We start from the raw sequence: 23,534 nt of genomic DNA, 5'->3' as shown, positions 1-23,534 counted from the left end.
TTTGATAAAATATATTTTATTCTTTGTTTTTTCTTTAAATTTGTTCAACTCAAAACAAAATAGATTGAACAATATTAAACAAGATTTTACCATTAAGGACCTTGAAAATATTTCTGGCATTAAAGCTCATACAATTCGTATTTGGGAGAAGAGATATAATTTATTAGTACCAAAAAGAACAGAAACTAATATTCGCTATTATTCTAATGAAAACTTGCGAAAATTATTGAACATTGTGTTGTTAAACAATAATAATTTTAAGATTTCTAAGATTGCGAAGATGTCTGAAGACGAAATTATTTTGAAATCAAGAGAACTTACATCTACAAGTTCTTTGCATGAAGATGCGGTTAATTCTTTTAAAATTGCCATGTTTCAGTTTGATAAATTATTGTTTAACACAACTTATAACAAGCTTTTACAAAAAAAGACATTTAGAGAAATATTTAAAGAGGTTTTTATTCCGTTTTTAACTCAGATTGGTTTGTTGTGGCAAACTGAAACCTTGTTGCCAGCTCATGAGCACTTTATTTCTAATTTAATTGCTCAAAAAATTCTTACCAATACAGAAAAGTTGCAATACAATATTTCAAATACAAAAAAAAATTATGTATTGTATTTGCCAGAAAATGAAATTCATGAATTAGGATTGTTATATTTAAATTATGAATTGGTTTTAAGAGGAAACCGAACCATTTATTTAGGACAAAGTTTACCCTTAAGTAATTTAGATTATTTCTTTAAAAATAAAAAAGAAATATGTTTTGTAACCGCTATGACGGTAAAACCTTATGACGAGAAAGTAGTAGATTATTTTCAGGAAGTTGATGGTATTCTAAAAGGAACAAATCATCAATTTATTGCGCTCGGAACAAAAACACAATTGGTGAAACATCTTAATTTTGAATCAGAAATTGACGTGTATAATTCTGTTTTAGATATGTTAATAGAATTATAATTTTATTCAAGCGATAATTTTTGTTTAATTTTTTAGTATATTTGTTAAACAAATTTTAAAATGAAGAAGAGTATACACATTATTGGTGCTGGTTTTTCTGCTTTAGCTGCTTCTTGTTACATGGCTAAAGCTGGTTACAAGGTTACTGTTTTAGAGAAAAATGATTCGTTAGGCGGAAGAGCAAGGCAATACAAAAAAGATGGTTTTACTTTTGATATGGGGCCTTCTTGGTATTGGATGCCTGATGTTTTTGAACGTTTTTTTGCCGATTTTGATAAAAAACCATCTGATTATTATATTTTAGATAAATTAAATCCTGGGTACGAAGTATACTTTGGAGAAAATTCTTCCTTTAAGATTTCTAGTAAATTAAAAGAAATTTATGCACTTTTTGAAAGTGAAGAAAAAGGAAGTGCAAAACATTTAAAAACCTTTTTAGATTCTGCAAAATCTAATTATGAAACTGCCATCAAAGACTTGGTGTATCAACCAGGAGTTTCTCCTTTAGAATTGGTAAATACAACAACAATCTCTAGGGTTTCTCAGTTTTTTTCAACCATAAGAACACAAGTTAGAAAGAACATAAAAAGTATTAAATTAATTAAAATATTAGAATTTCCTGTTTTGTTTTTAGGAGCAAAACCCAATAATACTCCTGCTTTTTATAATTTTATGAATTATGCAGATTTTGGTTTGGGAACTTGGCATCCAAGAGGCGGAATGTATACCGTAATTGAAGGAATGGTAACTTTAGCAGAAAGTTTAGGTGTGCAATTTAAAACCAACGCCAATGTTGAAAAAATTATCACGGATGCTTCTAAAAATGTAACCGGTTTATTGGTGAATGGAAAAGAAATTAAAACCAATTTGGTTTTAAGTGGTGCAGATTATCATCATACAGAAACGTTGTTAGAAGATACCGTAAAACAATATTCAGAAAAATATTGGAACAAAAAAACCTTTGCACCATCATCTTTATTATTTTATGTTGGGTTTGATAAAAAAATAGAAAATGTAAGTCATCATACTTTGTTTTTTGATACAGATTTTGATGCGCATGCAAAAGAGATTTATGATACGCCACAATGGCCAACAGATCCGTTGTTTTATGCAAATTTTACATCTATAACAGATAAAACATCTGCACCCAAAGGCAAAGAAGCTGGTTTTTTCTTGATTCCTTTAGCGCCCGGAATTAAAGATACAGAGGAGTTAAGGGAAGAATATTTCCATAAAATTTTAGATCGGTTTGAGAAATTAACCAATCAAGAAGTAAAAAAACATGTGTTGTTTAAAAAATCATTTTGTGTCAATGATTTTAAAAGTGAATACAATTCTTATAAAGGAAATGCATACGGAATGGCAAATACACTTTTGCAAACGGCATTTTTAAGACCAAAAATAAAAAGTAGTAAAGTAAAAAATCTGTATTTTACAGGTCAATTAACGGTTCCTGGGCCAGGAGTTCCGCCAGCTTTAATATCAGGAAAAATAGCAACAGCATTAATTTTAAAAAATCAACAATAATATGAAAGAATTATTTGACAGTGTTTCTAATGATTGTAGTAAGTTGGTTACTAAAAAATACAGTACTTCTTTTTCTTTGGCGGTAAATATGTTATCACCAAAAATTAGAACAGATATTTATAATATTTATGGTTTTGTTCGTTTTGCTGATGAAATTGTAGATACCTTTCATGAGTATAATAAAGAACTTTTAATGGAGCATTTTGAAAGAGATTATTATCTTTCAAAAGAACATAAAATTAGTTTAAACCCTATTTTAAATTCCTTTCAACAAACGGTACATAGATATCAAATTCCCGATGAAATGGTACAAGCTTTTTTAAAAAGTATGAAAGCCGATTTATACAAAACGGAATACGCAACAAAAGAAGCTTATGACGAATATATTTATGGTTCTGCGGATGTTGTTGGTTTAATGTGCTTAAAAGTTTTTGTAGATGGTGATGATAAAAAGTTTGAAGAATTAAAAGATGCTGCCATGAGTTTAGGATCTGCTTTTCAAAAGGTAAATTTTTTACGTGATTTAAAAGATGATTATGAAGTGTTGAATCGTTCTTATTTTCCGAATGTAGATTTGGGAGAGTTAAATGCCACTACAAAACAACTTATAATTGATGAAATAGAAGCAGATTTTGATTTTGCTTATAAAAATGGAATTCTTAAATTGCCTGTTGAAGCAAAATTTGGTGTGTATATGGCGTATAGATACTATAGAAGGTTGTTAAAAAAATTAAAGCGAGTGCCTTCAGAAAAAATTATGAATGCCAGAATTAGAATTTCAAATCCGATGAAAATTAATTTATTGGCTAGGAGTTATGTAAAGTATAAATTAAACATTATTTAATGATTTTTGCACTGATAACATTGGGCGTTTTTATATTGATGGAGGGCGTAACTTGGTGTACGCACAAATTTGTGATGCATGGTTTTGGTTGGTATCTTCATGAAGATCATCATCAACCAAAATATAAAGGTGTTTTTGAAAAAAATGACGCTTTCTTTGTGGTTTTTGCAACACCTAGTATTTTGCTTTTTTATTTCGGAACCTATACAGAATACACGTATTTATTTTTTATAGGATTGGGAATTTTATTTTACGGAATTGCTTATTTCTTAGTGCACGATGTTTTAATCCACCAACGTTTTAAGTGGTTTAAACATACTAATAATCGATATTTAAAAGGATTAAGAAAAGCCCATAAAATTCATCATAAACATTTAGGGAAAGAAGAAGGAGAGTGTTTTGGAATGTTATTTGTTCCTTTTAAATATTTTAAAAAACCAAAATTATAGTGTTTTTATACCTGCTTTTAAATCTGGGTTCTATTAGTATTCCGCTTTTGTATTCCTTTGAGAAAAAAATGCGTTTTATTAAACATTGGAAAGCCGTTTTTCTATCTTTAATACTGGTTTCCATTGTTTTTTTAATTTGGGATGCTATTTTTACCGCCAATGGAGTTTGGGGTTTTAATGCAGATTATCACTTAAATTTATTGCTTTTTGGAATGCCAATTGATGAGTGGATGTTCTTTATCTGCATTCCGTATGCAAGTGTATTTATTCATTATTCTCTAGAATATTTTAAACCTAATTTGCTGATTTCAAAAAAGATAACAAAGTTGATTACAGTCTTTTTTATGCTGATTTTAGTTCCGGTAATTATCATGAATACAGACAAAGCATACACTTTTGTAAATTATTGTTTTCTACTTTTTGTGTTGCTGATGGGGTTTTTCTTCGGAATTAAAGATTTACAACGATTTTATATTTCGTTCCTTATTATTTTGATTCCGTTTTTTATAGTAAACGGCGTTTTAACAGGAACAGGAATAGATGAACCAGTAGTTTGGTATAACAATGCAGAAAACTTAGGAATCCGTTTGTTAACAATTCCTATTGAAGATGTGGGGTATGCTTTTACGATGATTTTTGGTAATGTATTGTTGATTGAAAAATTTAAGAAAAAGTAAAAATAACACTCCTGTTAAGCATTTACTACATGTACGGGATTTCCGTTTATAAAAGCTTTTAAATTTTGCACAGCAGTTTGCATTAATCGGTTACGTGCTTCTATAGGAGCCCAAGCAATATGAGGTGTAATAATGCAATTTTTAGCATTTAATAATGGATTATTTTCTAACATTGGTTCGTTAGAAATTACGTCTACAGCGGCACTTGCTATTTTACCAGAATAAAGCGCATCTCTAAGATCTTCTTCAACAACTAAACCACCTCTAGAAGTGTTTATAATTAAAACACCATCCTTCATCTTTGCAATATTATTTTTATTGATAATACCATTTGTACTTTCGGTAAGCGGACAATGTAAGCTGATAATATCTGATTTTTCAAACAAAACATCTAATGAAACATAACGGCAATTATCTGTTTCAAGCTCAGGATATTTAGTTCTACTATGCACCAAAATATGCAATCCAAAAGCTTCTGCTAGTTTTGCAGTTGCTTGTCCTATGTTACCAAAACCAATAATTCCAATTGTTTTTCCTACCAACTCAATTAAAGGAGATTTGATAAAATTAAAATCAGCACTTTGTATCCATTCACCATTATGTACAGCTACATTATGTTTTCCAATATTATGACACATTTCTAGCAATAAACCCATTGTAAATTGAGCGACCGCCTTGGTGCTATATGCAGGAATATTTGTAACAGTTATGCCCAATTCTTTAGCAAAATTTACATCAACTACATTATAGCCAGTGGCTAAAACGCCAATATATTTAACATCTGGTACTTTCTGAAGAATACTTTTAGATAAAGGTGTTTTATTTGTAAAAACAATTGTTGCTTTGCCTATAGCTTTAATAATTGTTTCTTCATCTAAACCAATTCTATCGTATATTTTTAAGGAACCAAACTGTTCTATTCCTTGCCAATTAAGATCTCCAGGGTTTAATGTATATCCATCTAAAACTACTAAATTCATGTTTTTAGTTTTTTATTTAAAATTGGTAAACAAGTATTTGTTTTTGATACTTTTAAATCTTCTTCTTTTTAAGAAGACTTTATTCATATAAAAATTTTTCACTAGGTTTTTCGGATAAATACTCAACTAGTTCCCATTCAAAACCAGCAGCATCATAATAATAAGCTCTTTTTCTGTATTTTTCAGTGGGAGTTTCTTTACCTTGTTTGTAACCAGCTTCTAATAATTTACGTGTAATTGTTTCTAAATCAGAAACTATGAAAGCAATATGATTTATACCAAAATTTATATATGTTTGATTTTTATCTTTTGGTTTTGAATCTTGATGAGTTGCTTGTAAAGCTATATAATAATTATCATTACCAATATGTACCCATCGAATTCCGTCTGAAGATATTTCATCTTTTCTAACCAGAAAGTCTGGAGCAACTATTTTAATAAAACTTACTGCTTTGTTTATGTTAGGTACCGTAATATTTACATGTTCTATTCTTGTCATTATTTTGTAATCTTTAGTATTAAATAGGTCTTATTTTAAAAATAAATTTGCACCATGTCTCTCCAAAAACACGCTTTATGAGCTTCTTCATTCCATTCAAATAGTTCATGTGGAATTCCTTTTTCGTGTAAAATATTAGAGAGTTTGTAATTACTATCTAAAAACTGGTCTTGTTTTCCTATAGCCAATATAATTTTTATTTTACGCAATTGTGCTATTAAAAAGGAGTCTTTTAAATTTTTTAAATATTGATTTGGCATATTAAAATAAACAAAATCATTATGAAAACCGCTTAACAAATCTTTAAAGCTACCTTTAGATTTAGTTAAGTCGTAGCGCCCGCTCATGCCAACAACTTTATAAAATATAGTTGGATGTCTCATGGCAATATTTACGGCATGATATGCACCTAAACTGCAACCTGCAGAAACAACATTTTTGTTATGGTTTATTAAATTGGCAAGTGGAAGTACTTCTTCGAGTACATATTTTTCATATTGAATGTGTCTATAAATACGATAATTTGGATCTTTTAAATTATTGTAAAAAGATTCTATATCTACACTATCAACACAAAATATTTGTAATTCGCCATTTGTTATTTTCTGTTTAAGAGCTTCAATTACGTTCCAGTTTTCATAATCAAAGAAGCGTCCCATTCTTGGAGGAAAAAACAAAACTTTTGTACCTGTGTGACCAAATACAAGCAGTTCCATTTCTTTTTCAAGATTTGGACTATACCATTTATGATATTCTCTTTTCATGAAAAAACAATTTTTGCTATTAAGGTACAGCTTTTATTGTATTCTCTCAAGAATTCTTATAGGAAAAATTTTAGGTTGTGTTTGAAGTGCTTGTGTTAACAAATTATACCCGATTGCATTAAAATGAAGTCCATCTTCTTCAAAATAAATACCATTTGGTTTTCCATTTTTATCTAACAAAGCATCATAAATATTTACAAAATGAAAATTATCATCTGTATCCATTAATTTTTTAATACGACTATTTGTAAAATGAATACTTTTTAATAAATGCTTTCTAGCAATACTTGGTTTTATAGAAACACAAGTACATTGTACGTTTCCGTATTTTGTTTTAATTTTTAATAATAAATTTTCTAAAAAAAGCAGTACTTCTTCCGGATGTCTTCCTTCACCCAAATCGTTATCACCAGCATAAATTACAATAGCGTCTATTTCTTTTATGTTTTCGAAAATACGGTCAAAAAACCATGTGCAAGCAGCCAAAGTAGAACCTCCAAAACCTAAGTTTACAGGATTGTGCTCTCTAAAAGTAGTTGTTAATTGAGTCCATGAAGTAAATGTAGAACTACCATAAAAAACTAATTTTGGATCATATTCTAATTCTTGAATTTGATTTTCTAAGCGCTCTAAATCTGGATAAAACCAAAACATGAATTATTTTATTTTTTGATTAATTGCTAAATATAGAATAATATTTTGATAATTAGCCTTCTAGACAAGATAAAACAAAAGTTAGACAGGTAAACTTAAATATAAATAGCCATTTTTTAAAGATTAAATTGAGGAGATGAAAGAAAGTTATAGCAATATAATGTCTGAAAATACTGTTTCAGTTTCCGTACCTAACCTCATTTAGTCATTTATATAAAGGTGTTAATTTTTATTTTTAAGCGATAAATTTTAAGTATTCAAAAATTAAAAATCCTTGTTTACAAATTGTAAACAAGGATTTTTAATAGTATATATTGATGATAAAAATTAAGACTTCGGATATTTTTCTGCAATTTTATCCAAAGATAAATTATGAATACTACCAACATGTGTATGTTGTTTTCCTAAATCTGGTTTGTAAGTTCCTGCTTGTACTTGGCCACCAATTTTTTGATAGGCTTCTCTAAAAGACATGCCTTCAACTACTAAATTGTTAATGCTATCAACCGTAAATAAATATTGATATTTTTCATCATTCAAATCAATATCTTTTACAATTACTTGCTGAATAGAATAATTAAAGATGTCTAAAATATCTTTTACATCTTCAAAAGCAGCAATTATATTCTCTTTTAGTAACTGAAAATCTCTATGATAACCCGTTGGTAAATTGTTGGTAATCATCACCATTTCTGTATGCAAAGCCTGAATTTTATTACACTTACCACGAATCAATTCAAAAACATCAGGGTTTTTCTTGTGTGGCATAATGCTACTTCCTGTTGTTAATTCGTCTGGAAACGTGATAAACCCAAAATTCTGACTCATATACAGGCAAACATCCATAGCAAAACGAGACATGGTATTACACAATCCGCCTAAGGCGGAAGCAATAGAACGTTCACTTTTTCCTCTACTTAATTGCGCAGCCACAACGTTGTATTTCATGGTTGCAAATTCTAATTCTTTGGTGGTTAATTCTCTATCAATAGGGAAGGAGCTTCCGTAACCTGCAGCAGAGCCTAAAGGATTTTGATCTACAACTCTAGAAACTGCATTTAACATATATACATCATCAATTAACAATTCTGCATAGGCAGAAAACCACAACCCAAAAGACGATGGCATGGCAACTTGTAAATGCGTATAGCCAGGTAATAAACTTTCTTTGTGTGTTTCTGCTAAACCTAAAAGTGTATCAAAAAGTGTTTTTGTTTTGTTATTGATAATTGCCAAATTTTCTTTGTAATACAACTGAAGCGCCACTAAAACTTGGTCGTTTCTAGAACGAGCAGTATGAATTTTCTTACCAACTTCGCCTAGCTTATTGGTTAATTCCCATTCAATTTTAGAATGTACATCTTCAAAAGAAGAATCTATTACAAAGGTGCCGTTTTCTATGTCAGAAGCTAATTCTTCTAATCCTCTTTTAAGATCTTTTAATTCATCCGCAGTTATAATACCAATAGATGCTAACATTATTGCGTGTGCTAAAGAAGCTTGTACATCATATTTTGCAATATGCATGTCAATTTCTCTGTCGTTACCTACTGTAAACCTTTCTATTTGTTGATCTATTGAAAATCCTTTATCCCAAAGTTTCATATGAATGTTGTTTAATTGTTTAATTGTGTAATTATTGAGTTATTTTGTGTAATTGCCTGCGTTCTGTCTTTTAAACAGTTCAACGATTAAACAATTACACGCTTTAACAATTCAACGTAAATCTCTATTCCTTCTTCAATTTCAGCCAAATATATAAATTCATTTGCAGAATGAGAACGGGTACTGTCTCCAGGCCCTAACTTTAATGACTGACAGGTTAATACAGATTGGTCCGATAATGTTGGAGAACCGTATGTTTCTCGTCCCATTGCAATTCCTGCTTTTACTAAATCATGATTTGTAGAAATAGAAGAAGAGTTTAAGCGCAAGCTTCTTGGAGTAATTGTTGTACAAGGCGATTTTTCTTGCAAAATAGCTGCAATTTCTTTATTAGAATAGGCATCGTTTACACGAACATCAACGACCAAATCTACATGCGCGGGCACAACATTGTGCTGAGAACCGGCAGAAATTTGAGTAACGGTCATTTTTACATCACCTAAAGCAACAGAAGGTTTTTCGAACTTAAAATCTTTAAACCACTGTAAAACTTCAATGGTATTATAGATAGCATTGTTATTATTTGGATGTGCTGCATGACTCGGAGTTCCTTCTACAACAGCATCAAAAACAACCAATCCTTTTTCTGCAACGGCTAAATTCATTAAAGTAGGTTCACCAACAATAGCCACATCTATATGTGGAATGATCTTTAACATGCTATTTAATCCGTTAGGACCAGAGTTTTCTTCTTCCGCAGAAGCCACAATAACCAAATTATATTTTAAGTTTTCTTGCGCGTAAAAATTGGTAAAAGTTGCTATTAAAGAAACCAAACACCCACCGGCATCATTAGAGCCTAAACCGTATAATTTGCCGTCTTCTACAATGGCTTTTAAAGGATCATTGGTATATGCAGAGTTTGGATGAACAGTATCGTGATGAGAGTTTAATAATAAGGTTGGTTTACTGTCATCAAAATATTTGTTGGTTGCCCAAATATTGTTTTTTGTTCTTTTAAAAGGAATTTCATTTTTTATAAACCAACCTTCAATCAATGTTGCTGTATTTTCTTCTTCCGTAGAAAATGATTGTGTCTCAATCAGATTTTTTAAAAGAGAAATTGCGTTTTCTGTTAAATTTTGTAACGTCATATTTATAAGGTTATTGTCGTATAATTATCGTTTTCTTTTGTCAACATAGCAGTATTTCCAATATGTACTTTTGAAACTCCGTTATTTAAAGCATCAAAACAATTGTCTAATTTAGGAATCATGCCATCAACAATAATATGATCATTTAATAATTCTTGATATGTTTTAGAATTGAGCACTTTTACCACAGAATTTTTATCATTAAAATCTTTTAAAACGCCCTTCAATTCAAAACAATAATAGATGGATGTTTCATATATTTTACTCATTCCTACTGCAATTGTACTTGTAATGGTATCGGCATTTGTGTTTAGTAATTGTCCGTTTCCATCGTGTGTAATTGCGCAAAATACAGGAGTAAAATCTGCTTGAATTAGTTTGTCAATTCCATTTGAGTTTATTTTTTTTACATCACCCACAAAACCAAAATCTACTTCCTTAACAGGTCTTTTTTCTGATTGTATGCTGTTGATATCTGCACCTGTTAAACCAATTGCATTGGTGTTTAAAGATTGTAATTTAGCAACCACATTTTTGTTTACCAAACCACCATATACCATGGTAATTACTTCTAAAGTTTCAGCATCGGTAATGCGTCTTCCATTAACCATTTTAGATTCAATGCCTAATTTAGATGCAATATGTGTAGCACGTTTTCCGCCTCCGTGAACAAGGATTTTTTTTCCTTCTAAAATAGAGAATAATTGTAAGAATGCGTTTAACGAGGTTTCATCTTCAATTATGTTTCCTCCAATTTTTATGATTGATAGTTTTTCCATTTTTCGTAAATCAGTCATTGCGAGGTACGAAGCAATCTCTTTCTTAATAGGCAGATTGCTTCGTGCCTCGCAATAACGTTAGTTGTTTTCTAAAATTTTCTTTAAAACCAATTGCGCTGCATACGTTCTGTTATTTGCTTGTTCAATAACTAAAGAGCTGTCAGAATCTAAAATAGCATCTTCTACCACAACATTTCTTCTAACAGGTAAGCAATGCATAAATTTTGCATCACCAATTTTATCTTTGGTAATCATCCAATCTAAATCGGTTTTTAGAATTTCACCATAATTTTCATAAGAACTCCAGTTTTTTGTGTACACAAAATCTGCGTCTTTAAAAGCTTCTTCTTGGTTGTGATATATAGGCGTATCTTTTGTAATTGCTGGGTTTAAATTATAACCTTCAGGATTTGCAATTACAAACTCAACATCCATTTTTTGCATCGCTTGTACAAAACTATTACTAACAGCATGAGGCAAAGCTTTAATATGTGGAGCCCAGCTTAAAACTACTTTTGGTTTCTTTTTGGTAGTGTTTTCAGAAATTGTAATAGCATCTGTTAAACCTTGTAAAGGATGCCCTGTTGCACTTTCCATACTTATAATTGGTACAGAAGCAAATTTTACAAACGACGCTAACACTTCTTCAGATTCGTCTTTTTGCTTGTCTGTTAAACTAGGAAAAGCTCTAACAGCAATAACATTGCAATATTGAGAAACTACAGCAGCAGCTTCTTTAATATGCTCTGCAGTGTTGCCGTTCATAACAGTGCCATCACCAAATTCAATTCCCCAAGCATCTCCAGAAACATTCATTACAATTGGGTTCATCCCTAAATTTAAAGCAGCTTTTTGTGTACTTAAACGTGTACGAAGACTCGAGTTAAAAAATAACAATCCTACGGTTTTGTTTTTTCCTAATTCGATATGTTTTAAAGGGGTTGCTTTGATCGCTTTTGCTTCTTCAATCCAAGTATTGATGTTGTCAATGTCGTTTATGGATGTGTAGTTTTTCATTCTTTAATGGTTTAATCGTTTAATGGTTTAATCGTTTAAAAGTACCAAGACGATTAAACAATTACACATTTAAACAGTTACACTTTTTTAATTAATTTTTGTAAAAGGTACTTTATTATTCATAGCATTTACTATAAAATCATCTTCCAATCCATTTACAATCCATGTTTCTATATTTGCTTTTTTAGTTAAAGCCGCAGCTTCAATTTTAGAAGCCATTCCGCCACTACCGTGTGTAGATTTTGTGCTAACCACTTCTTTTAGTAAGGCATCAAAATTAGTAACTTCTAAAATAGTTTCTGGTGTATTATTTTTGAAAGATTCTTTGGTGTAAATTCCGTTTGTATTGGTTGCAATAATTAACAAATCTACGCCTAATAAAGTTGCTGTTAAAGCTGCTAATTTATCATTATCGCCAAACTGAATTTCATCGGTTGCAACCGTATCATTTTCGTTAATAATTGGAATGTAATTATTGTTTACCAACACATTTATTGTGTTTACAATATTGGTTTTACTTTGTTGTCTTTTAAAATCTGAATAGGAGAGTAGGCATTGAGAACTCAATAAACCATATTCTCTAAAAATTTCTTGATAAATTCTTATTAAATGTGGCTGACCAATGGAAGCCAAAGCTTGTTTTACAAAAACTTCTTCGTGCTTACTTTCTAGCTTCACAAACTGTTTGGCAACAGCAATGGCGCCAGAACTTACGATAATAAACTCGCAAGTATCTTGTAATTTTGCAATCTGATTTGCAAGATCTTCAATTTTTCCTCTCGAAATATTATCGGTTTCTTTGGTAAGCGTATTAGAACCTATTTTTAGTAAAATGCGTTTCTTTTTTTGCATCTAATTTAATTACGAATTAATAATTTTGAAATAAGAATTTTTATTTTTAAAGTTGATAAATTTCAATTATTCTAACAACCAAAAACTAAGCTCTAGTTTGTCCACTACCATGAACATACCATTTATTGGTTACCAAATGTTGTAAACCAATTGGCCCACGTTGGTGCAATTTGTCTGTACTAATTGCCAATTCGCCACCCAAACCTAATTGACCGCCATCTGTAAAACGAGTAGAAGCATTATGATACACAACCGCAGTATCTACGTTTTCCATAAATACTTTAGCAACTTCAATTTCTTTAGTAATAATTGCTGCTGAGTGTCCGCCTCCATATTTGTTAATCATGGCAATGGCCTCAGAATTTGAAGCTATTTCACCAATTACAATTTTATAATCTAAAAACTCTTCATACCAAACTTCGTTTGATGATATCTGCTCTAAATTATGATTTTTAGCAACCGTTTCATCACCTAAAACTTGAATTTTTGCAGCATTTAATTCAGAAATTAATGTATTAATGAAAGCCTCTTTTTCAGGAAGATTTTCATCAATTAATACTTTATCAACGGCATTACAAGCAGATATTTTAGATTTTCCGTTGATAATTACATCAACAGCAATATCTAAATCTGCGTTATTATTTACATACACAAAGTTGTTACCACGACCACTAATAATAACAGGACAAGTGGCATGTTTTTTAACAAAAGCAATTAAACGCTCGCCACCTCTTGGTACAATTAAATCTACTTTTTGAGTTGGTTTTTCTAAAAAAGCCTGTGTTTCTGTTCTATTAAATTGTAAATATTCTACCCAATCTGTAGAAGCATTGTGCTTTTTTAAAGCTTTGTGCCACAATTCAACAATTTTTAAATTGGAATTTAATGACTCTTTTCCACCTTTTAAAAGGATTTTATTTCCAGATTTAAAAGCAATTCCTGCAGCTTCTACAGTTACATCTGGTCTCGATTCATAAATAATAAGAATGGTACCAAAAGAAGCCGTTTTATTATACACTTGCATTCCGTTATCATGCTTAAAACTAAAACGTTCTACGCCAACTGGGTCTTCTTGAGAAGCCAAATGTTTGGCAGCAGCAATCATTTCATTTACTTTGGTATCATCTGCTTTTAAACGATCAAACATAGAAATGTCATCGCCTTTATAGGCTTCTAAATCTTTTTTGTTGATAGTTATAATTGCTTCTCTTTCTTCATTTAAAAGTTCTGCCATTGTTAATAAAACAGCATTTCTAGTTTCTATAGATAATAACGTATTCATAGTTTAAGTTTACAGTATTCAGTTGCAGTTTTCAGCATTAGTTCTCAAAAAAACTTTGCGCTCTTTGCGAAAACTTTATATGTTCTTTGTGTTTAATTTTTATTCTCCTAAAGCATCAACCAAAGCTTCAAAAAACTGATTGATATGTTCTTTTTTTAAGGTTAAAGGAGGTAAAATTCGCAACAAATTTTTATTCATTGCACCACCCGTAAATATTTGATAGTCATAAATTAATTTCTTGCGTAAATCTCCCACTTCAAAATCAAATTCTAAACCAAGCATTAGTCCTCTTCCTTTTATATTTTTTATTTGCGGAATTGTCTTTGCAATTTTCATAAAATAGCAAGACATTTCATTTACATTGTCAATTAAATTTTCTTCTTCAATAACATTTAAAACAGACAAACCTGCAGCACACGCCAAATGATTTCCTCCAAAAGTGGTTCCTAGCATTCCAAATTTTGCTTCAATAGCTGGGTGAATTAAAATTCCGCCAATAGGGAAACCATTTCCCATTCCTTTTGCAATAGAAATTACATCCGGAGTTACATTGTAATGCTGAAAAGCAAAGAATTTACCAGATCTACCATAACCAGACTGCACTTCATCAGCAATAAAAAATGTGTTGTTTGCTTTACAAAGAACATCAACTTGTTCAAAAAAGGCTGCTGTAGCTTGGTCTAAACCACCAACTCCTTGAATAAATTCTACAATAACGGCACAAACATCTCCTTTTTCAAGTTCAGTTTTTACGCTATCAATATCATTTAAATCTAAAATAGTAACTTTTTGTTGCGCGTTAATTGGTGCAATTATGTTTTTATTATCAGTTGCAGCAACTGCGGCAGAAGTTCTACCATGGAAACCATTTTTAAAAGCAATAACTCTAGATTTATTAGTTTTAAAAGAAGCTAATTTTAGTGCATTTTCATTTGCTTCGGCACCAGAATTACATAAAAATAGTTCATAACCTTTACAATCAGAAATTGCTTCTAATTTATCTGCCAATTGAACCTGTAAAGGGTTCTGAATAGCATTAGAATAAAAACCTAATTTAGAAACTTGCTTGGTAATAGCTTCTACATATTTAGGATGAGCGTGACCAATAGAAATCACAGCATGACCACCATATAAATCTAAATATTCAGTTTTATTTTCATCATAAACATAAACTCCTTTAGCTTTTACAGGTGTAACATTGTACAGTGGATAAACGTTAAATAATGGCATGATTTTTTTATTTTTGCAAGGGGTTAAAACCCCTTGTGTTGTTAGTTTTTAATTTGGTTAATTTTATCAAAGGACGCGTTAATACCTTGAATTAAAGAAGAGCTTAATCCTTGATGTTCCATTTCGTTTAAACCCTCTATGGTACAACCTCCAGGTGTTGTTACTCTGTCTATTTCTGCTTCTGGATGTCTGCCAGATTCTTTTAGTAAAGTAGCTGCGCCAAAACAAGTTTGCATGGCTAATTCATGAGCTACGTCGGCTTCAAAACCTAGTTGAATAGCACCTTGCGTAGTTGCTCTAATTAAACGCATCCAAAAAGCAATTCCGCTTGCACAAATAACCGTTGCGGCTTGTAATTGTTCTTCCGGAATTTCCATAGAAAGTCCTAAACTATTAAAAATAGTTTTTGCCAATTCCACTTTTTCTTTGCCTTTTGTGTTAGGAGAAAGACAGGTCATAGATTGCCCAACAGACGCTGCAGTATTTGGCATAGACCTAATTATATATCTATCAACCCCAACAATAGCCTCAATTTTTGCAATAGAAAATCCTGTAATTACAGAAATTAAAACATGATTTTCTTTTAACAATGGTTTTACGTTTGTTAAAATATTCTCTAAATGTCTTGGTTGTACTGCAAAAATTAAAATATCAGAATTTATAATAGCTTCCTCGTTATCGGAAGTTAAAATTACCTCGCTAAAATCATTAAAATCTTTAATGGAATTAGTATTTCTTTTTGTTAAATACAAAGAACTTACCACCTTATTTTTTAATAATCCTTTGGCGATAGATTGTCCTAAACTTCCTGCTCCAATTATTGCTACTTTCATAAATATTTTTTTGGGCGTTCCCTAAAGGTCGCGCTTTACACTATATCTTTTTTTTTCGTTCCTCTAAAAAAAGGATGCCGTTTCAATCGCTAACGCGGGCTAGTAATTAATTAACAACCTATTTCTTACTATTCTAAATTACGCCACAATCCTTGGTGAAATAAATTCTTGGCTATCGCCCTGCGATTAAAAATAATTCGCTTTGATGTTTAAACCTAACGTTTCTTCAAAACCATGCATTAAATTAAGATTCTGAATAGCTTGTCCAGAGGCTCCTTTTAATAAATTATCAATAGTACTTGTAATTAATAATTTATTACCGTGTTTTTCTAATTGTACCAAACATTTGTTAGTGTTTACTACTTGTTTCATAAAAATGCTTTCATCAGAAACAAAAGTAAAAGCGGCATCTTTATAATAGGCTTTATACATTTCTTTCGCTTCCTCTAAAGTACCATCAAACTTTGTGTAGGTAGTTGCAAAAATTCCTCTAGAAAAATCGCCTCTATTTGGCATAAAATTAATTTCAGAATTAAAACTAGGTTGTAACTGATTTACAGTTTGGTGGTATTCTCCTAAATGCTGATGATTAAAGGCTTTATAATGCGAAAAATTATTATCTCTCCATGTAAAATGTGTGGTTGCAGATAAAGAAGTTCCTGCGCCAGTTGCACCAGTAACTGCATTAATATGCACATCATCTTTTAATAAACCATTTGCTGCCAAAGGCAAAATAGCTAATTGAATAGCCGTTGCAAAACAACCAGGATTTGCAATATATTTTGCTGTTTTAATAATTTCTTTGTCTAATTCTGGCAAACCATACACAAAATCTTTTCCTTCAAAATTCTTATCTGCTAGTAACCTAAAATCGTTGCTTAAATCAATAATTTTTGTGTTTTCAGAAAAGCTATTTTTTTGTAAAAAAGCAGTAGAGTTTCCATGTCCTAAACATAAAAATAAAACATCAACAGCTGCATTTATTTCACTAGTAAAACTAATTTCTGTATCACCAATTAAATCTTGATGCACTTTATATAATTTGTTACCAGCGTTAGAAGTACTGTATACAAAATTGATATTTGTCTTTGGATGATTTAACAATAATCTTATTAACTCACCTGCTGTGTAACCTGCACCTCCTATAATTCCTACTTCTAAACTCATTGTTTTATTGTGTAATCGTTAAATTGTTTAATTGTACAGTTACACAATTAAACAATTTAACAGTTAAACTTATTTATTATTTACTTGTCTGTATATTTTATTCTGATTTCCTAAGATTTTAATAAATCCTTTTGCGTCATCAGCAGTCCAAGCTTTATTTTCTTCACCATAGGTACTAAATGCGCTAGACATTAAATCGTGATCAGAAATAATTCCGTCTAAAGAAAAATGATATGGTTTTAAAGAAACCACCACATTACCAGAAACCATTTTTTGAGAACTTTGTAAAAATGCTTCAATATCTCTCATAACAGGATCTAAATATTGACCTTCGTGTAAATGCATTCCGTAGAAACTAGACAAATATTCTTTGTGTTGTAATTGCCATTTTGTTAAGTTGTGTTTTTCTAACAAATGATGTGCTTTTACGGTAATTAAAGCAGCTGCAGCTTCAAAACCAACTCTACCTTTTGTACCAACAATAGTATCTCCAACATGAATGTCTCTACCAATTGCAAAGGCAGAAGCAATGTCATTTAATTTTTCAATATTTATTTCCGGTGCATTTTCTTCACCATTTAAAGCAACAAATTCACCATGTTTAAAAGTCAAGGTAACTTTTTCTTCACCTTCTTTTTCTAATTGAGAAGGATAGGCTTCACTAGGTAAAGGTAATTCAGATTTTAAAGTTTCTACACCACCAACACTCGTTCCCCAAAGTCCTTTGTTTACAGAATATTTAGATTTTTCCCAAGGCATATCTATACCTTCAGATTTTAAATAATCTATTTCTTCTTGTCTTGTTAATTTTTGGTCTCTAATTGGTGTAATAATTTTAATATTAGGCGCCAAAGTTTGAAAAATCATATCAAAACGTACTTGGTCGTTTCCTGCACCTGTACTTCCGTGTGCAATATATTCTGCACCAATACTCTTTGCATATTCAACAATTTCAATTGCCTGAATAATTCTTTCTGCACTTACAGATAAAGGATATGTAGCGTTTTTTAAAACGTTACCAAAAATTAAATACTTTACTACTTTGTTGTAAAAAGTAGCAATTGCATCAATATTTTTATAGGTAGAAACTCCCATTTTATAGGCGTTACTCTCAATATGTTTAATTTCTTCAGTTGTAAATCCGCCAGTATTAACACTTACGGCATGCACATCATATTCTTTTGATAAACTAACAGCACAATAAGAAGTATCTAAACCACCACTATATGCAATAACTAATTTTTTCATTTTTTGTCTTTTTTTAGAAACAAGTTCTGTTTAATGTTTTTTAATCTTTTAAAAATATTTTCTTTAACTTCTTTAGGAGCTGTTTTATTCTTGTTAGGGTCAAACAACATACCTGTACATAAGCACATTTTTCTTTCTGTTCTTGTTAAAACATCATAGTTTTTACAAGTTTGGCAGCCATCCCAAAAAGTAGGGTCGTCTGTAAGTTCAGAAAAAGGCACAGGTTTATAGCCTAAATCTGTATTCATTTTCATCACTGCAAATCCTGTAGTAATACTAAAAACTTTAGCATCAGGAAATTTAGTTATTGAATGTTTAAACACTTTGTGTTTAATTTTTTTAGCCAACCCAATACCTCTATAATCTGGGTGAACAATTAAACCAGAATTGGCAACAAATTTTCCATGTCCCCATTTTTCTATATAGCAAAATCCGGCAAATTTATCACCATCCAAAGCAATAACGGCATTACCGTTTGCCATTTTGGTGGCAATATATTCAGGTGTACGTTTTGCGATACCTGTTCCTCTAATTTGGGCTGATTCTGCAATGGTTTTGCAAATAATTTCTGCATAAACACTATGCGTTTCATTGGCAATTACAACCTCCATTGAATTACTGTTTAAATTTTTATGTTGAAAAGTTTTTTTGCTAAAAGCGGAATTGGACACACCTAACTCCATAATTATAAACGCACCCTTACGGGCGACGCAGATTTGGACGGCGCACACAACTTTTATTACTGATAAAAGTAATAAAGTTTTGATTGTCGTTGAAGTTAGAATTGAAATACATGGGTAAAAAATAAAATATAGTAATTAATAAAATAGGCTAAACTAAAGAATTAGCGAATCAACCTGCGAAAGCGCAAACTGGGTACTACCATATATGTTTTATTTTTTGAAGTATTCATGACCGTAAAAGTATGTATTTTTTGTTTTTTAATGATACAATAACAACAGTTTTTACTAACTTTTATTAAAAATTAACAAATTCTTTATTTTCGTTAAGATTTCAATATTAAAAAGCATGATATTTTATTATTTATCAACATTTATACCCTTCATTTTCTTTGAATTCTTAGAAAATTAGAAGGTTTTATGATGCAAACACCTTCAAAATTACAATTCATCCTAAAAAAAATACAACTCGGTATTCTTTAATTTAAAAATCGAGGATGCTCTTGCATCTTTGTACCATCATTAACCAACAACCTTTAAATTTTAAAACTATGAAACTTATAGCAGCACTTGTAACAGCAACAGTATTATTTATTTCAAATACCGTTACATCTCAAAACAAAACAGTCACAGCAACTGTAGTAAATATTACATCAGATGCGGGTAAAGTAGGGTTTGCTTTGTATGACAAATCTACATTTAGAATGAAACCTATACAGGGTGCAACATCTAAAATTGTAGACGGAAAAAGTAGTGTTTCTTTTGAAAATGTAGCAGCCGGTGAATATGCTATTATCTGTTATCATGATAAAAATGATAATAATAAAATGGATTTTAGACCTAATGGAATGCCTTTAGAAGATTATGGCGCATCTAATAATAACATGTCTTTTGGCCCACCAAAATTTGAGGATGCAAAATTTATTGTTATGGATAAACATGTGTCTTTAGAAATAAAATTTTAGTAAGTTTATAATCTATATTTAATTCTCGAAAATGAAATCATTAAACTCAAATTTATTTACTAAAATAAAAAACGATTTTATTGTTTGTACAAAACTGACTGTGATTATAGGAATTGTTTTTATCATCATTAATCAACAATTTAATTTAAAAGGGATGGGTTTAACCTTTTTAATTTCGGGTATGTATTCTTTTATTTTAGGACTTGGAAACGGAATTATAAATGAATACTTAAACACAAAATGGGATTGGGTTACAGAAACCAACCAAAGAGTTTGGGGCGGAATTATAGCTACATTTTTATATACCGTTATTGCCGTTTTAATTATTCATTACATTCAATATATACTGCTTTTTGGCTATAAAATTGAAAATTTCTTTCAAGGATATTTAGTTTGGGTGCATTTATTTGCTATTATTTTTTCTCTTGGAGTGGCTGCTTTTTTTCATGCCAAAGGTTTTATGGTGAATTGGAAATCTGCCATGACACAAGAAACTACCAAACAAGAAATTGTAGCAAAAACAGAAACGGCAAAATTTGAGTCATTAAAAAATCAATTAGATCCACATTTTTTATTTAATAGTTTAAATGTGTTAACCAGTTTAATTGGAGAAAATCCTGCGCAGGCAGAAAAATTTACCACAAAATTGTCTAAAGTTTATAGGTATGTTTTAGAGCAAAGAAATAAAGATTTAGTACCCATTGTTGAAGAATTAAATTTTGCAAAAACCTATATGCAATTGTTAGAAATGCGTTTTGAAGATGCTGTTAAATTTAATATTCCGGATGTGGCAAGTGATCAAGAATTAAAAATTGTGCCACTTTCTTTGCAACTTTTGTTAGAGAATGCCGTAAAACACAATGTGGTTTCTACTTCAAAGCCTTTAACAATATCAATTTATGAAGAAGACAATTATTTAATTATAGAAAACAATGTAAATCCTAAAGAAGCCATAGGGAAAAGCACCAAAGTAGGATTGCAAAATATTGTTGATAGATATGGCTTAATCACTCAAAAAGGAGTGAAAATAGAAAATAATAATAAAACTTTTAAGGTGAGTTTACCTCTCTTATATAAAATGAATAACATTATGTACACAGATGATTTAGAAAATAGCAAATATGTAAAAGCAGTAGAAAGAGTAGAAAAATTGAAAGAATTTTATCAGAATTTAGCAGCTTATTGCATTGTAATTCCTTTTTTAATTTTTATCAATTTAAGATTTTCTCCAGGATTTCACTGGTTTTGGTTTCCAATTTTTGGTTGGGGAATGGGATTGACATTCCATTTTTTAGAAGTAAATAATTACAATATTTTCTTAGGAACTAATTGGGAAGAAAGAAAAATTAAAGAACTGATGGAAGAAGAGAATCAACATAAAAATAGAAGATAATGAAACACGAATTTACACAAGAACAAAAATATATTTTAGCAAAGAAAAAGGTAGAAAAAATAAGTAAATTTTACAAACACTTAGCCATCTATATTGTAGTAAATGTCTTTTTATCAGCCATTTTTATTGTAGGAAATATGAATGATGGCGATACGTTTACAGAAGCTGTTTCTAATTATCATAATTATAAAATTTGGTTTTTTTGGGGAATAGGAATTGCTTTTCAGGCTTTAAATACCTTTGGATTAAGCTTGTTTATGAATAAAGACTGGGAGCAAAAAAAGATTCAGAAATACATGGACGAACAAAATAAAAGAATATAAAATGGAGTCTAATTTTACAGAAGAACAACGTTACTATAAAGCTCAAAAAAGAGTAAAAAAAATTAAAGGATTTTATACACATTTATGTGTTTACTGTTTTGTAATTCCTATAATCATTTTTGTAAACTTAAAATTTGAACCTCATTTTCATTGGTTTTGGTTTTCTCTATGTGGTTGGGGAATAGGGCTTTTCTTTCACTGGTTATCTGTTTTTGGTTTTAATTTATTAGGATTAGGAACTAATTGGGAAGAAAAGAAAATTAAAGAATTTATGAACGATAAAAAATAATAGGATGCAACAAAATTTTATACAAGAAGACAAATACATAAGAGCTAAAAAGCGTGTAAAAGCTATTAAAGGGTTTTATGTTCATTTAATAGTGTACGTGTTGATAAATATTTTTATCAGTGGAATTATTATCTTTGGCTTAACAAAAGCGGGGTACAATATTGTAGATACTTTTTCTAATTTTGGCGTCTATTCTACATGGCTTTTTTGGGGAATAGGAATGTTTTTTCATTGGTTGGGCGTTTTCGGATTTAAATCTTTTGGTTTTGGCAATGATTGGGAAGAAAAGAAAATTAAAGAATTTATGGAGAAAGAAGACTAGCAAATGAAGAATGCTTTAAAGTTGAAAACCACAAACCAACAACCATCAACCACAACCAACAACCATCAACCACAACCAACCACAAATGAACGTATTAATAATAGAAGATGAAAAACCAGCAGCAAGAAGATTACATAGAATGTTAGCAACATTAGATATAGAAGTACAGCAAATGTTGCATTCTGTAGAAGAGTCTTTAAATTGGTTACAAAATAACGAACATCCAGATTTAATATTTTTAGATATTCAGCTTTCAGACGGATTGTCTTTTGAAATTTTTGAAGAAATTGAAGTAAAATCTGCTATTATTTTTACAACTGCGTATGATGAATATGCGTTAAAAGCTTTCAAACTAAATAGTATTGATTATTTACTAAAACCTTTAGATGAAGACGAGTTAAAAGTTGCTGTAGATAAGTTTAAAGAACATCAGCCAAAGCAATCAGATGTGCAAGTAAATTTAGACGATATCAGAAAATTATTGGTAAATCCGGTAGATAGAAAATTTAAAAAACGTTTGACAATTAAAGTGGGTCAGCACATTAAAATTATAAATATTGATGAGGTTGAGTGTTTTTATAGCGAGAATAAAGCTACGTATATTCATACAAAAGAAAACAGAAATTACTTGCTAGATAATTCTTTAGAAACTTGGCAAGAACAATTAAATCCAGAACATTTTTTTAGAGTGAACCGTACATTTATTGTGCATATAAATGCAATAAAAGACATTATTGCCTATTCTAATTCTCGTTTAAAATTGATTTTAGAATCTTATAAGGAAACAGAAATTATTGTGAGTAGAGAACGTGTAAAGGATTTTAAAAATTGGATTGACTAAAGCAGTTTGAAGTATAATTTAGTTTGTTTCATAAAAATTAATATTCATTTTACTAATTACGAATGCAAAAAAAAACATTGAAAAAGTGTTAAAAAAAAATATTATTTAAAACAAATAGGTTCTAGTTAAGCTACAGACTTGTACAAAAAAAAACTGTGTTTTTATTTACTTTATAAGCAAAAGGTGTCCGTTGGATGCCTTT

Annotated in this window: 26 protein-coding genes; 11 read left to right on the top strand and 15 right to left on the bottom strand. The window is 30.2% G+C overall.

Annotation, left to right across the window (positions count from 1 at the left end; translation table 11 throughout):
• Window positions 1-64 precede the first annotated feature (64 nt).
• From ACSHW5_RS09010 to ACSHW5_RS08990, 5 genes are read left to right on the top strand one after another with little or no spacing between them, the layout of a single operon-like run.
• The gene (locus ACSHW5_RS09010) at window positions 65-958 is read left to right on the top strand and encodes a MerR family transcriptional regulator (protein ID WP_435675792.1); all 894 of its coding nucleotides are present in this window, start codon (window positions 65-67) and stop codon (window positions 956-958) included.
• 60 nt (window positions 959-1,018) lie between these two features.
• On the top strand, window positions 1,019-2,485 hold the full coding sequence (locus tag ACSHW5_RS09005) for a phytoene desaturase family protein (RefSeq protein ID WP_435675791.1): 1,467 nt from the start codon (window positions 1,019-1,021) through the stop codon (window positions 2,483-2,485).
• A 1-nt stretch (window position 2,486) separates the two neighbouring features.
• Window positions 2,487-3,329, top strand: a complete 843-nt coding sequence (locus tag ACSHW5_RS09000) for a phytoene/squalene synthase family protein (protein WP_435675790.1) — start codon at window positions 2,487-2,489, stop codon at window positions 3,327-3,329.
• On the top strand, window positions 3,329-3,778 hold the full coding sequence (locus tag ACSHW5_RS08995) for a hypothetical protein (protein ID WP_435675789.1): 450 nt from the start codon (window positions 3,329-3,331) through the stop codon (window positions 3,776-3,778). The genes ACSHW5_RS09000 and ACSHW5_RS08995 overlap by 1 nt, the downstream gene beginning before the upstream one ends.
• Window positions 3,778-4,455 carry a lycopene cyclase domain-containing protein gene (locus ACSHW5_RS08990; RefSeq protein WP_435675788.1) on the top strand — a complete coding sequence of 226 codons (678 nt, stop codon included), beginning with the start codon at window positions 3,778-3,780 and terminating at the stop codon, window positions 4,453-4,455. Before ACSHW5_RS08995 ends, ACSHW5_RS08990 begins: the two co-directional genes overlap by 1 nt.
• Window positions 4,456-4,469: 14 nt before the next feature.
• Here the strand turns inward: ACSHW5_RS08990 and ACSHW5_RS08985 are convergent, their stop codons facing one another.
• The 15 genes from ACSHW5_RS08985 to ACSHW5_RS08915 all read right to left on the bottom strand — a co-directional run bounded on the left by ACSHW5_RS08985 (window position 4,470) and on the right by ACSHW5_RS08915 (window position 19,130).
• A complete protein-coding gene (locus ACSHW5_RS08985) occupies window positions 4,470-5,435 on the bottom strand; it encodes a D-2-hydroxyacid dehydrogenase (protein ID WP_435675787.1) in 966 nt (321 codons plus the stop codon).
• Window positions 5,436-5,514: 79 nt separating this feature from the next.
• The gene (locus tag ACSHW5_RS08980; protein WP_435675786.1) at window positions 5,515-5,934 is read right to left on the bottom strand and encodes a VOC family protein; all 420 of its coding nucleotides are present in this window, start codon (window positions 5,932-5,934) and stop codon (window positions 5,515-5,517) included.
• 35 nt (window positions 5,935-5,969) lie between these two features.
• Entirely contained in the window at window positions 5,970-6,698 is a 729-nt protein-coding gene (locus tag ACSHW5_RS08975) for an esterase family protein (RefSeq protein WP_435675785.1), read from the bottom strand.
• Between the two features lie 33 nt (window positions 6,699-6,731).
• The gene (locus ACSHW5_RS08970) at window positions 6,732-7,352 is read right to left on the bottom strand and encodes a GDSL-type esterase/lipase family protein (RefSeq protein ID WP_435675784.1); all 621 of its coding nucleotides are present in this window, start codon (window positions 7,350-7,352) and stop codon (window positions 6,732-6,734) included.
• Between the two features lie 327 nt (window positions 7,353-7,679).
• Window positions 7,680-8,957 (bottom strand): argininosuccinate lyase, encoded by a 1,278-nt coding sequence (gene argH, locus ACSHW5_RS08965; protein ID WP_435675783.1) that lies wholly within the window; start codon window positions 8,955-8,957, stop codon window positions 7,680-7,682.
• A gap of 86 nt (window positions 8,958-9,043) precedes the next feature.
• Window positions 9,044-10,111 (bottom strand): M20 family metallo-hydrolase, encoded by a 1,068-nt coding sequence (locus tag ACSHW5_RS08960; protein WP_435675782.1) that lies wholly within the window; start codon window positions 10,109-10,111, stop codon window positions 9,044-9,046.
• A 2-nt stretch (window positions 10,112-10,113) separates the two neighbouring features.
• Window positions 10,114-10,890, bottom strand: coding sequence for an acetylglutamate kinase (argB, locus tag ACSHW5_RS08955; protein ID WP_435675781.1), 777 nt, complete (start codon window positions 10,888-10,890; stop codon window positions 10,114-10,116).
• A gap of 78 nt (window positions 10,891-10,968) precedes the next feature.
• Window positions 10,969-11,907 (bottom strand): acetylornithine carbamoyltransferase, encoded by a 939-nt coding sequence (locus tag ACSHW5_RS08950; RefSeq protein ID WP_435675780.1) that lies wholly within the window; start codon window positions 11,905-11,907, stop codon window positions 10,969-10,971.
• An 87-nt stretch (window positions 11,908-11,994) separates the two neighbouring features.
• Entirely contained in the window at window positions 11,995-12,759 is a 765-nt protein-coding gene (gene proB, locus ACSHW5_RS08945) for a glutamate 5-kinase (protein WP_435675779.1), read from the bottom strand.
• 85 nt (window positions 12,760-12,844) lie between these two features.
• Window positions 12,845-14,041 (bottom strand): glutamate-5-semialdehyde dehydrogenase, encoded by a 1,197-nt coding sequence (locus tag ACSHW5_RS08940; protein ID WP_435675778.1) that lies wholly within the window; start codon window positions 14,039-14,041, stop codon window positions 12,845-12,847.
• A 99-nt stretch (window positions 14,042-14,140) separates the two neighbouring features.
• Window positions 14,141-15,271: an aspartate aminotransferase family protein gene (locus tag ACSHW5_RS08935; RefSeq protein ID WP_435675777.1), complete on the bottom strand. Its 1,131-nt coding sequence runs from the start codon at window positions 15,269-15,271 to the stop codon at window positions 14,141-14,143.
• 41 nt (window positions 15,272-15,312) lie between these two features.
• Window positions 15,313-16,104, bottom strand: coding sequence for a pyrroline-5-carboxylate reductase (gene proC, locus ACSHW5_RS08930; RefSeq protein ID WP_435675776.1), 792 nt, complete (start codon window positions 16,102-16,104; stop codon window positions 15,313-15,315).
• A gap of 186 nt (window positions 16,105-16,290) precedes the next feature.
• Window positions 16,291-17,271: an N-acetyl-gamma-glutamyl-phosphate reductase gene (gene argC, locus ACSHW5_RS08925; RefSeq protein ID WP_435675775.1), complete on the bottom strand. Its 981-nt coding sequence runs from the start codon at window positions 17,269-17,271 to the stop codon at window positions 16,291-16,293.
• A 69-nt stretch (window positions 17,272-17,340) separates the two neighbouring features.
• Window positions 17,341-18,519, bottom strand: a complete 1,179-nt coding sequence (locus ACSHW5_RS08920) for an argininosuccinate synthase (RefSeq protein ID WP_435675774.1) — start codon at window positions 18,517-18,519, stop codon at window positions 17,341-17,343.
• Window positions 18,516-19,130: a GNAT family N-acetyltransferase gene (locus ACSHW5_RS08915; protein WP_435675773.1), complete on the bottom strand. Its 615-nt coding sequence runs from the start codon at window positions 19,128-19,130 to the stop codon at window positions 18,516-18,518. The genes ACSHW5_RS08920 and ACSHW5_RS08915 overlap by 4 nt, the downstream gene beginning before the upstream one ends.
• A gap of 620 nt (window positions 19,131-19,750) precedes the next feature.
• On the opposite strand from ACSHW5_RS08915, the gene ACSHW5_RS08910 reads away from it, so the two are divergent.
• From ACSHW5_RS08910 to ACSHW5_RS08885, 6 genes are all read left to right on the top strand, one after another.
• A complete protein-coding gene (locus ACSHW5_RS08910) occupies window positions 19,751-20,164 on the top strand; it encodes a DUF2141 domain-containing protein (RefSeq protein WP_435675772.1) in 414 nt (137 codons plus the stop codon).
• Between the two features lie 31 nt (window positions 20,165-20,195).
• On the top strand, window positions 20,196-21,557 hold the full coding sequence (locus ACSHW5_RS08905; RefSeq protein ID WP_435675771.1) for a 2TM domain-containing protein: 1,362 nt from the start codon (window positions 20,196-20,198) through the stop codon (window positions 21,555-21,557).
• Window positions 21,557-21,880: a 2TM domain-containing protein gene (locus ACSHW5_RS08900; RefSeq protein WP_435675770.1), complete on the top strand. Its 324-nt coding sequence runs from the start codon at window positions 21,557-21,559 to the stop codon at window positions 21,878-21,880. Before ACSHW5_RS08905 ends, ACSHW5_RS08900 begins: the two co-directional genes overlap by 1 nt.
• Before the next feature lies 1 nt (window position 21,881).
• Window positions 21,882-22,169, top strand: a complete 288-nt coding sequence (locus ACSHW5_RS08895; RefSeq protein ID WP_435675769.1) for a 2TM domain-containing protein — start codon at window positions 21,882-21,884, stop codon at window positions 22,167-22,169.
• Window positions 22,170-22,173: 4 nt separating this feature from the next.
• On the top strand, window positions 22,174-22,491 hold the full coding sequence (locus ACSHW5_RS08890; protein WP_435675768.1) for a 2TM domain-containing protein: 318 nt from the start codon (window positions 22,174-22,176) through the stop codon (window positions 22,489-22,491).
• Window positions 22,492-22,576: 85 nt separating this feature from the next.
• Window positions 22,577-23,332 (top strand): LytR/AlgR family response regulator transcription factor, encoded by a 756-nt coding sequence (locus ACSHW5_RS08885; protein ID WP_435675767.1) that lies wholly within the window; start codon window positions 22,577-22,579, stop codon window positions 23,330-23,332.
• Window positions 23,333-23,534: the final 202 nt, after the last annotated feature.

This window comes from Polaribacter sp., from assembly GCF_051251875.1.
Lineage (GTDB): Bacteria > Bacteroidota > Bacteroidia > Flavobacteriales > Flavobacteriaceae > Polaribacter.
Note: the sequence above shows the minus strand (reverse complement) of the source record. Positions and strands in the feature narration are given on the sequence as shown.

Coding starts and splice junctions, on each gene's coding strand:
- ACSHW5_RS08895 (WP_435675769.1), top strand. CDS start 21,882: ATGGAGTCTAATTTTACAGAAGAACAACGTTACTATAAAGCTCAAAAA.
- ACSHW5_RS08910 (WP_435675772.1), top strand. CDS start 19,751: ATGAAACTTATAGCAGCACTTGTAACAGCAACAGTATTATTTATTTCA.
- argC (WP_435675775.1), bottom strand. CDS start 17,271: ATGAGTTTAGAAGTAGGAATTATAGGAGGTGCAGGTTACACAGCAGGT.
- proB (WP_435675779.1), bottom strand. CDS start 12,759: ATGCAAAAAAAGAAACGCATTTTACTAAAAATAGGTTCTAATACGCTT.
- ACSHW5_RS09000 (WP_435675790.1), top strand. CDS start 2,487: ATGAAAGAATTATTTGACAGTGTTTCTAATGATTGTAGTAAGTTGGTT.
- ACSHW5_RS08905 (WP_435675771.1), top strand. CDS start 20,196: ATGAAATCATTAAACTCAAATTTATTTACTAAAATAAAAAACGATTTT.
- ACSHW5_RS08915 (WP_435675773.1), bottom strand. CDS start 19,130: ATGGAGGTTGTAATTGCCAATGAAACGCATAGTGTTTATGCAGAAATT.
- ACSHW5_RS09005 (WP_435675791.1), top strand. CDS start 1,019: ATGAAGAAGAGTATACACATTATTGGTGCTGGTTTTTCTGCTTTAGCT.
- ACSHW5_RS08950 (WP_435675780.1), bottom strand. CDS start 11,907: ATGAAAAACTACACATCCATAAACGACATTGACAACATCAATACTTGG.
- ACSHW5_RS08985 (WP_435675787.1), bottom strand. CDS start 5,435: ATGAATTTAGTAGTTTTAGATGGATATACATTAAACCCTGGAGATCTT.
- ACSHW5_RS08975 (WP_435675785.1), bottom strand. CDS start 6,698: ATGAAAAGAGAATATCATAAATGGTATAGTCCAAATCTTGAAAAAGAA.
- ACSHW5_RS08920 (WP_435675774.1), bottom strand. CDS start 18,519: ATGAAAAAATTAGTTATTGCATATAGTGGTGGTTTAGATACTTCTTAT.
- ACSHW5_RS08970 (WP_435675784.1), bottom strand. CDS start 7,352: ATGTTTTGGTTTTATCCAGATTTAGAGCGCTTAGAAAATCAAATTCAA.
- ACSHW5_RS08900 (WP_435675770.1), top strand. CDS start 21,557: ATGAAACACGAATTTACACAAGAACAAAAATATATTTTAGCAAAGAAA.
- ACSHW5_RS08980 (WP_435675786.1), bottom strand. CDS start 5,934: ATGACAAGAATAGAACATGTAAATATTACGGTACCTAACATAAACAAA.
- argB (WP_435675781.1), bottom strand. CDS start 10,890: ATGGAAAAACTATCAATCATAAAAATTGGAGGAAACATAATTGAAGAT.
- ACSHW5_RS08995 (WP_435675789.1), top strand. CDS start 3,329: ATGATTTTTGCACTGATAACATTGGGCGTTTTTATATTGATGGAGGGC.
- ACSHW5_RS08940 (WP_435675778.1), bottom strand. CDS start 14,041: ATGAATACGTTATTATCTATAGAAACTAGAAATGCTGTTTTATTAACA.
- argH (WP_435675783.1), bottom strand. CDS start 8,957: ATGAAACTTTGGGATAAAGGATTTTCAATAGATCAACAAATAGAAAGG.
- ACSHW5_RS08960 (WP_435675782.1), bottom strand. CDS start 10,111: ATGACGTTACAAAATTTAACAGAAAACGCAATTTCTCTTTTAAAAAAT.
- ACSHW5_RS08885 (WP_435675767.1), top strand. CDS start 22,577: ATGAACGTATTAATAATAGAAGATGAAAAACCAGCAGCAAGAAGATTA.
- ACSHW5_RS08935 (WP_435675777.1), bottom strand. CDS start 15,271: ATGCCATTATTTAACGTTTATCCACTGTACAATGTTACACCTGTAAAA.
- ACSHW5_RS08890 (WP_435675768.1), top strand. CDS start 22,174: ATGCAACAAAATTTTATACAAGAAGACAAATACATAAGAGCTAAAAAG.
- proC (WP_435675776.1), bottom strand. CDS start 16,104: ATGAAAGTAGCAATAATTGGAGCAGGAAGTTTAGGACAATCTATCGCC.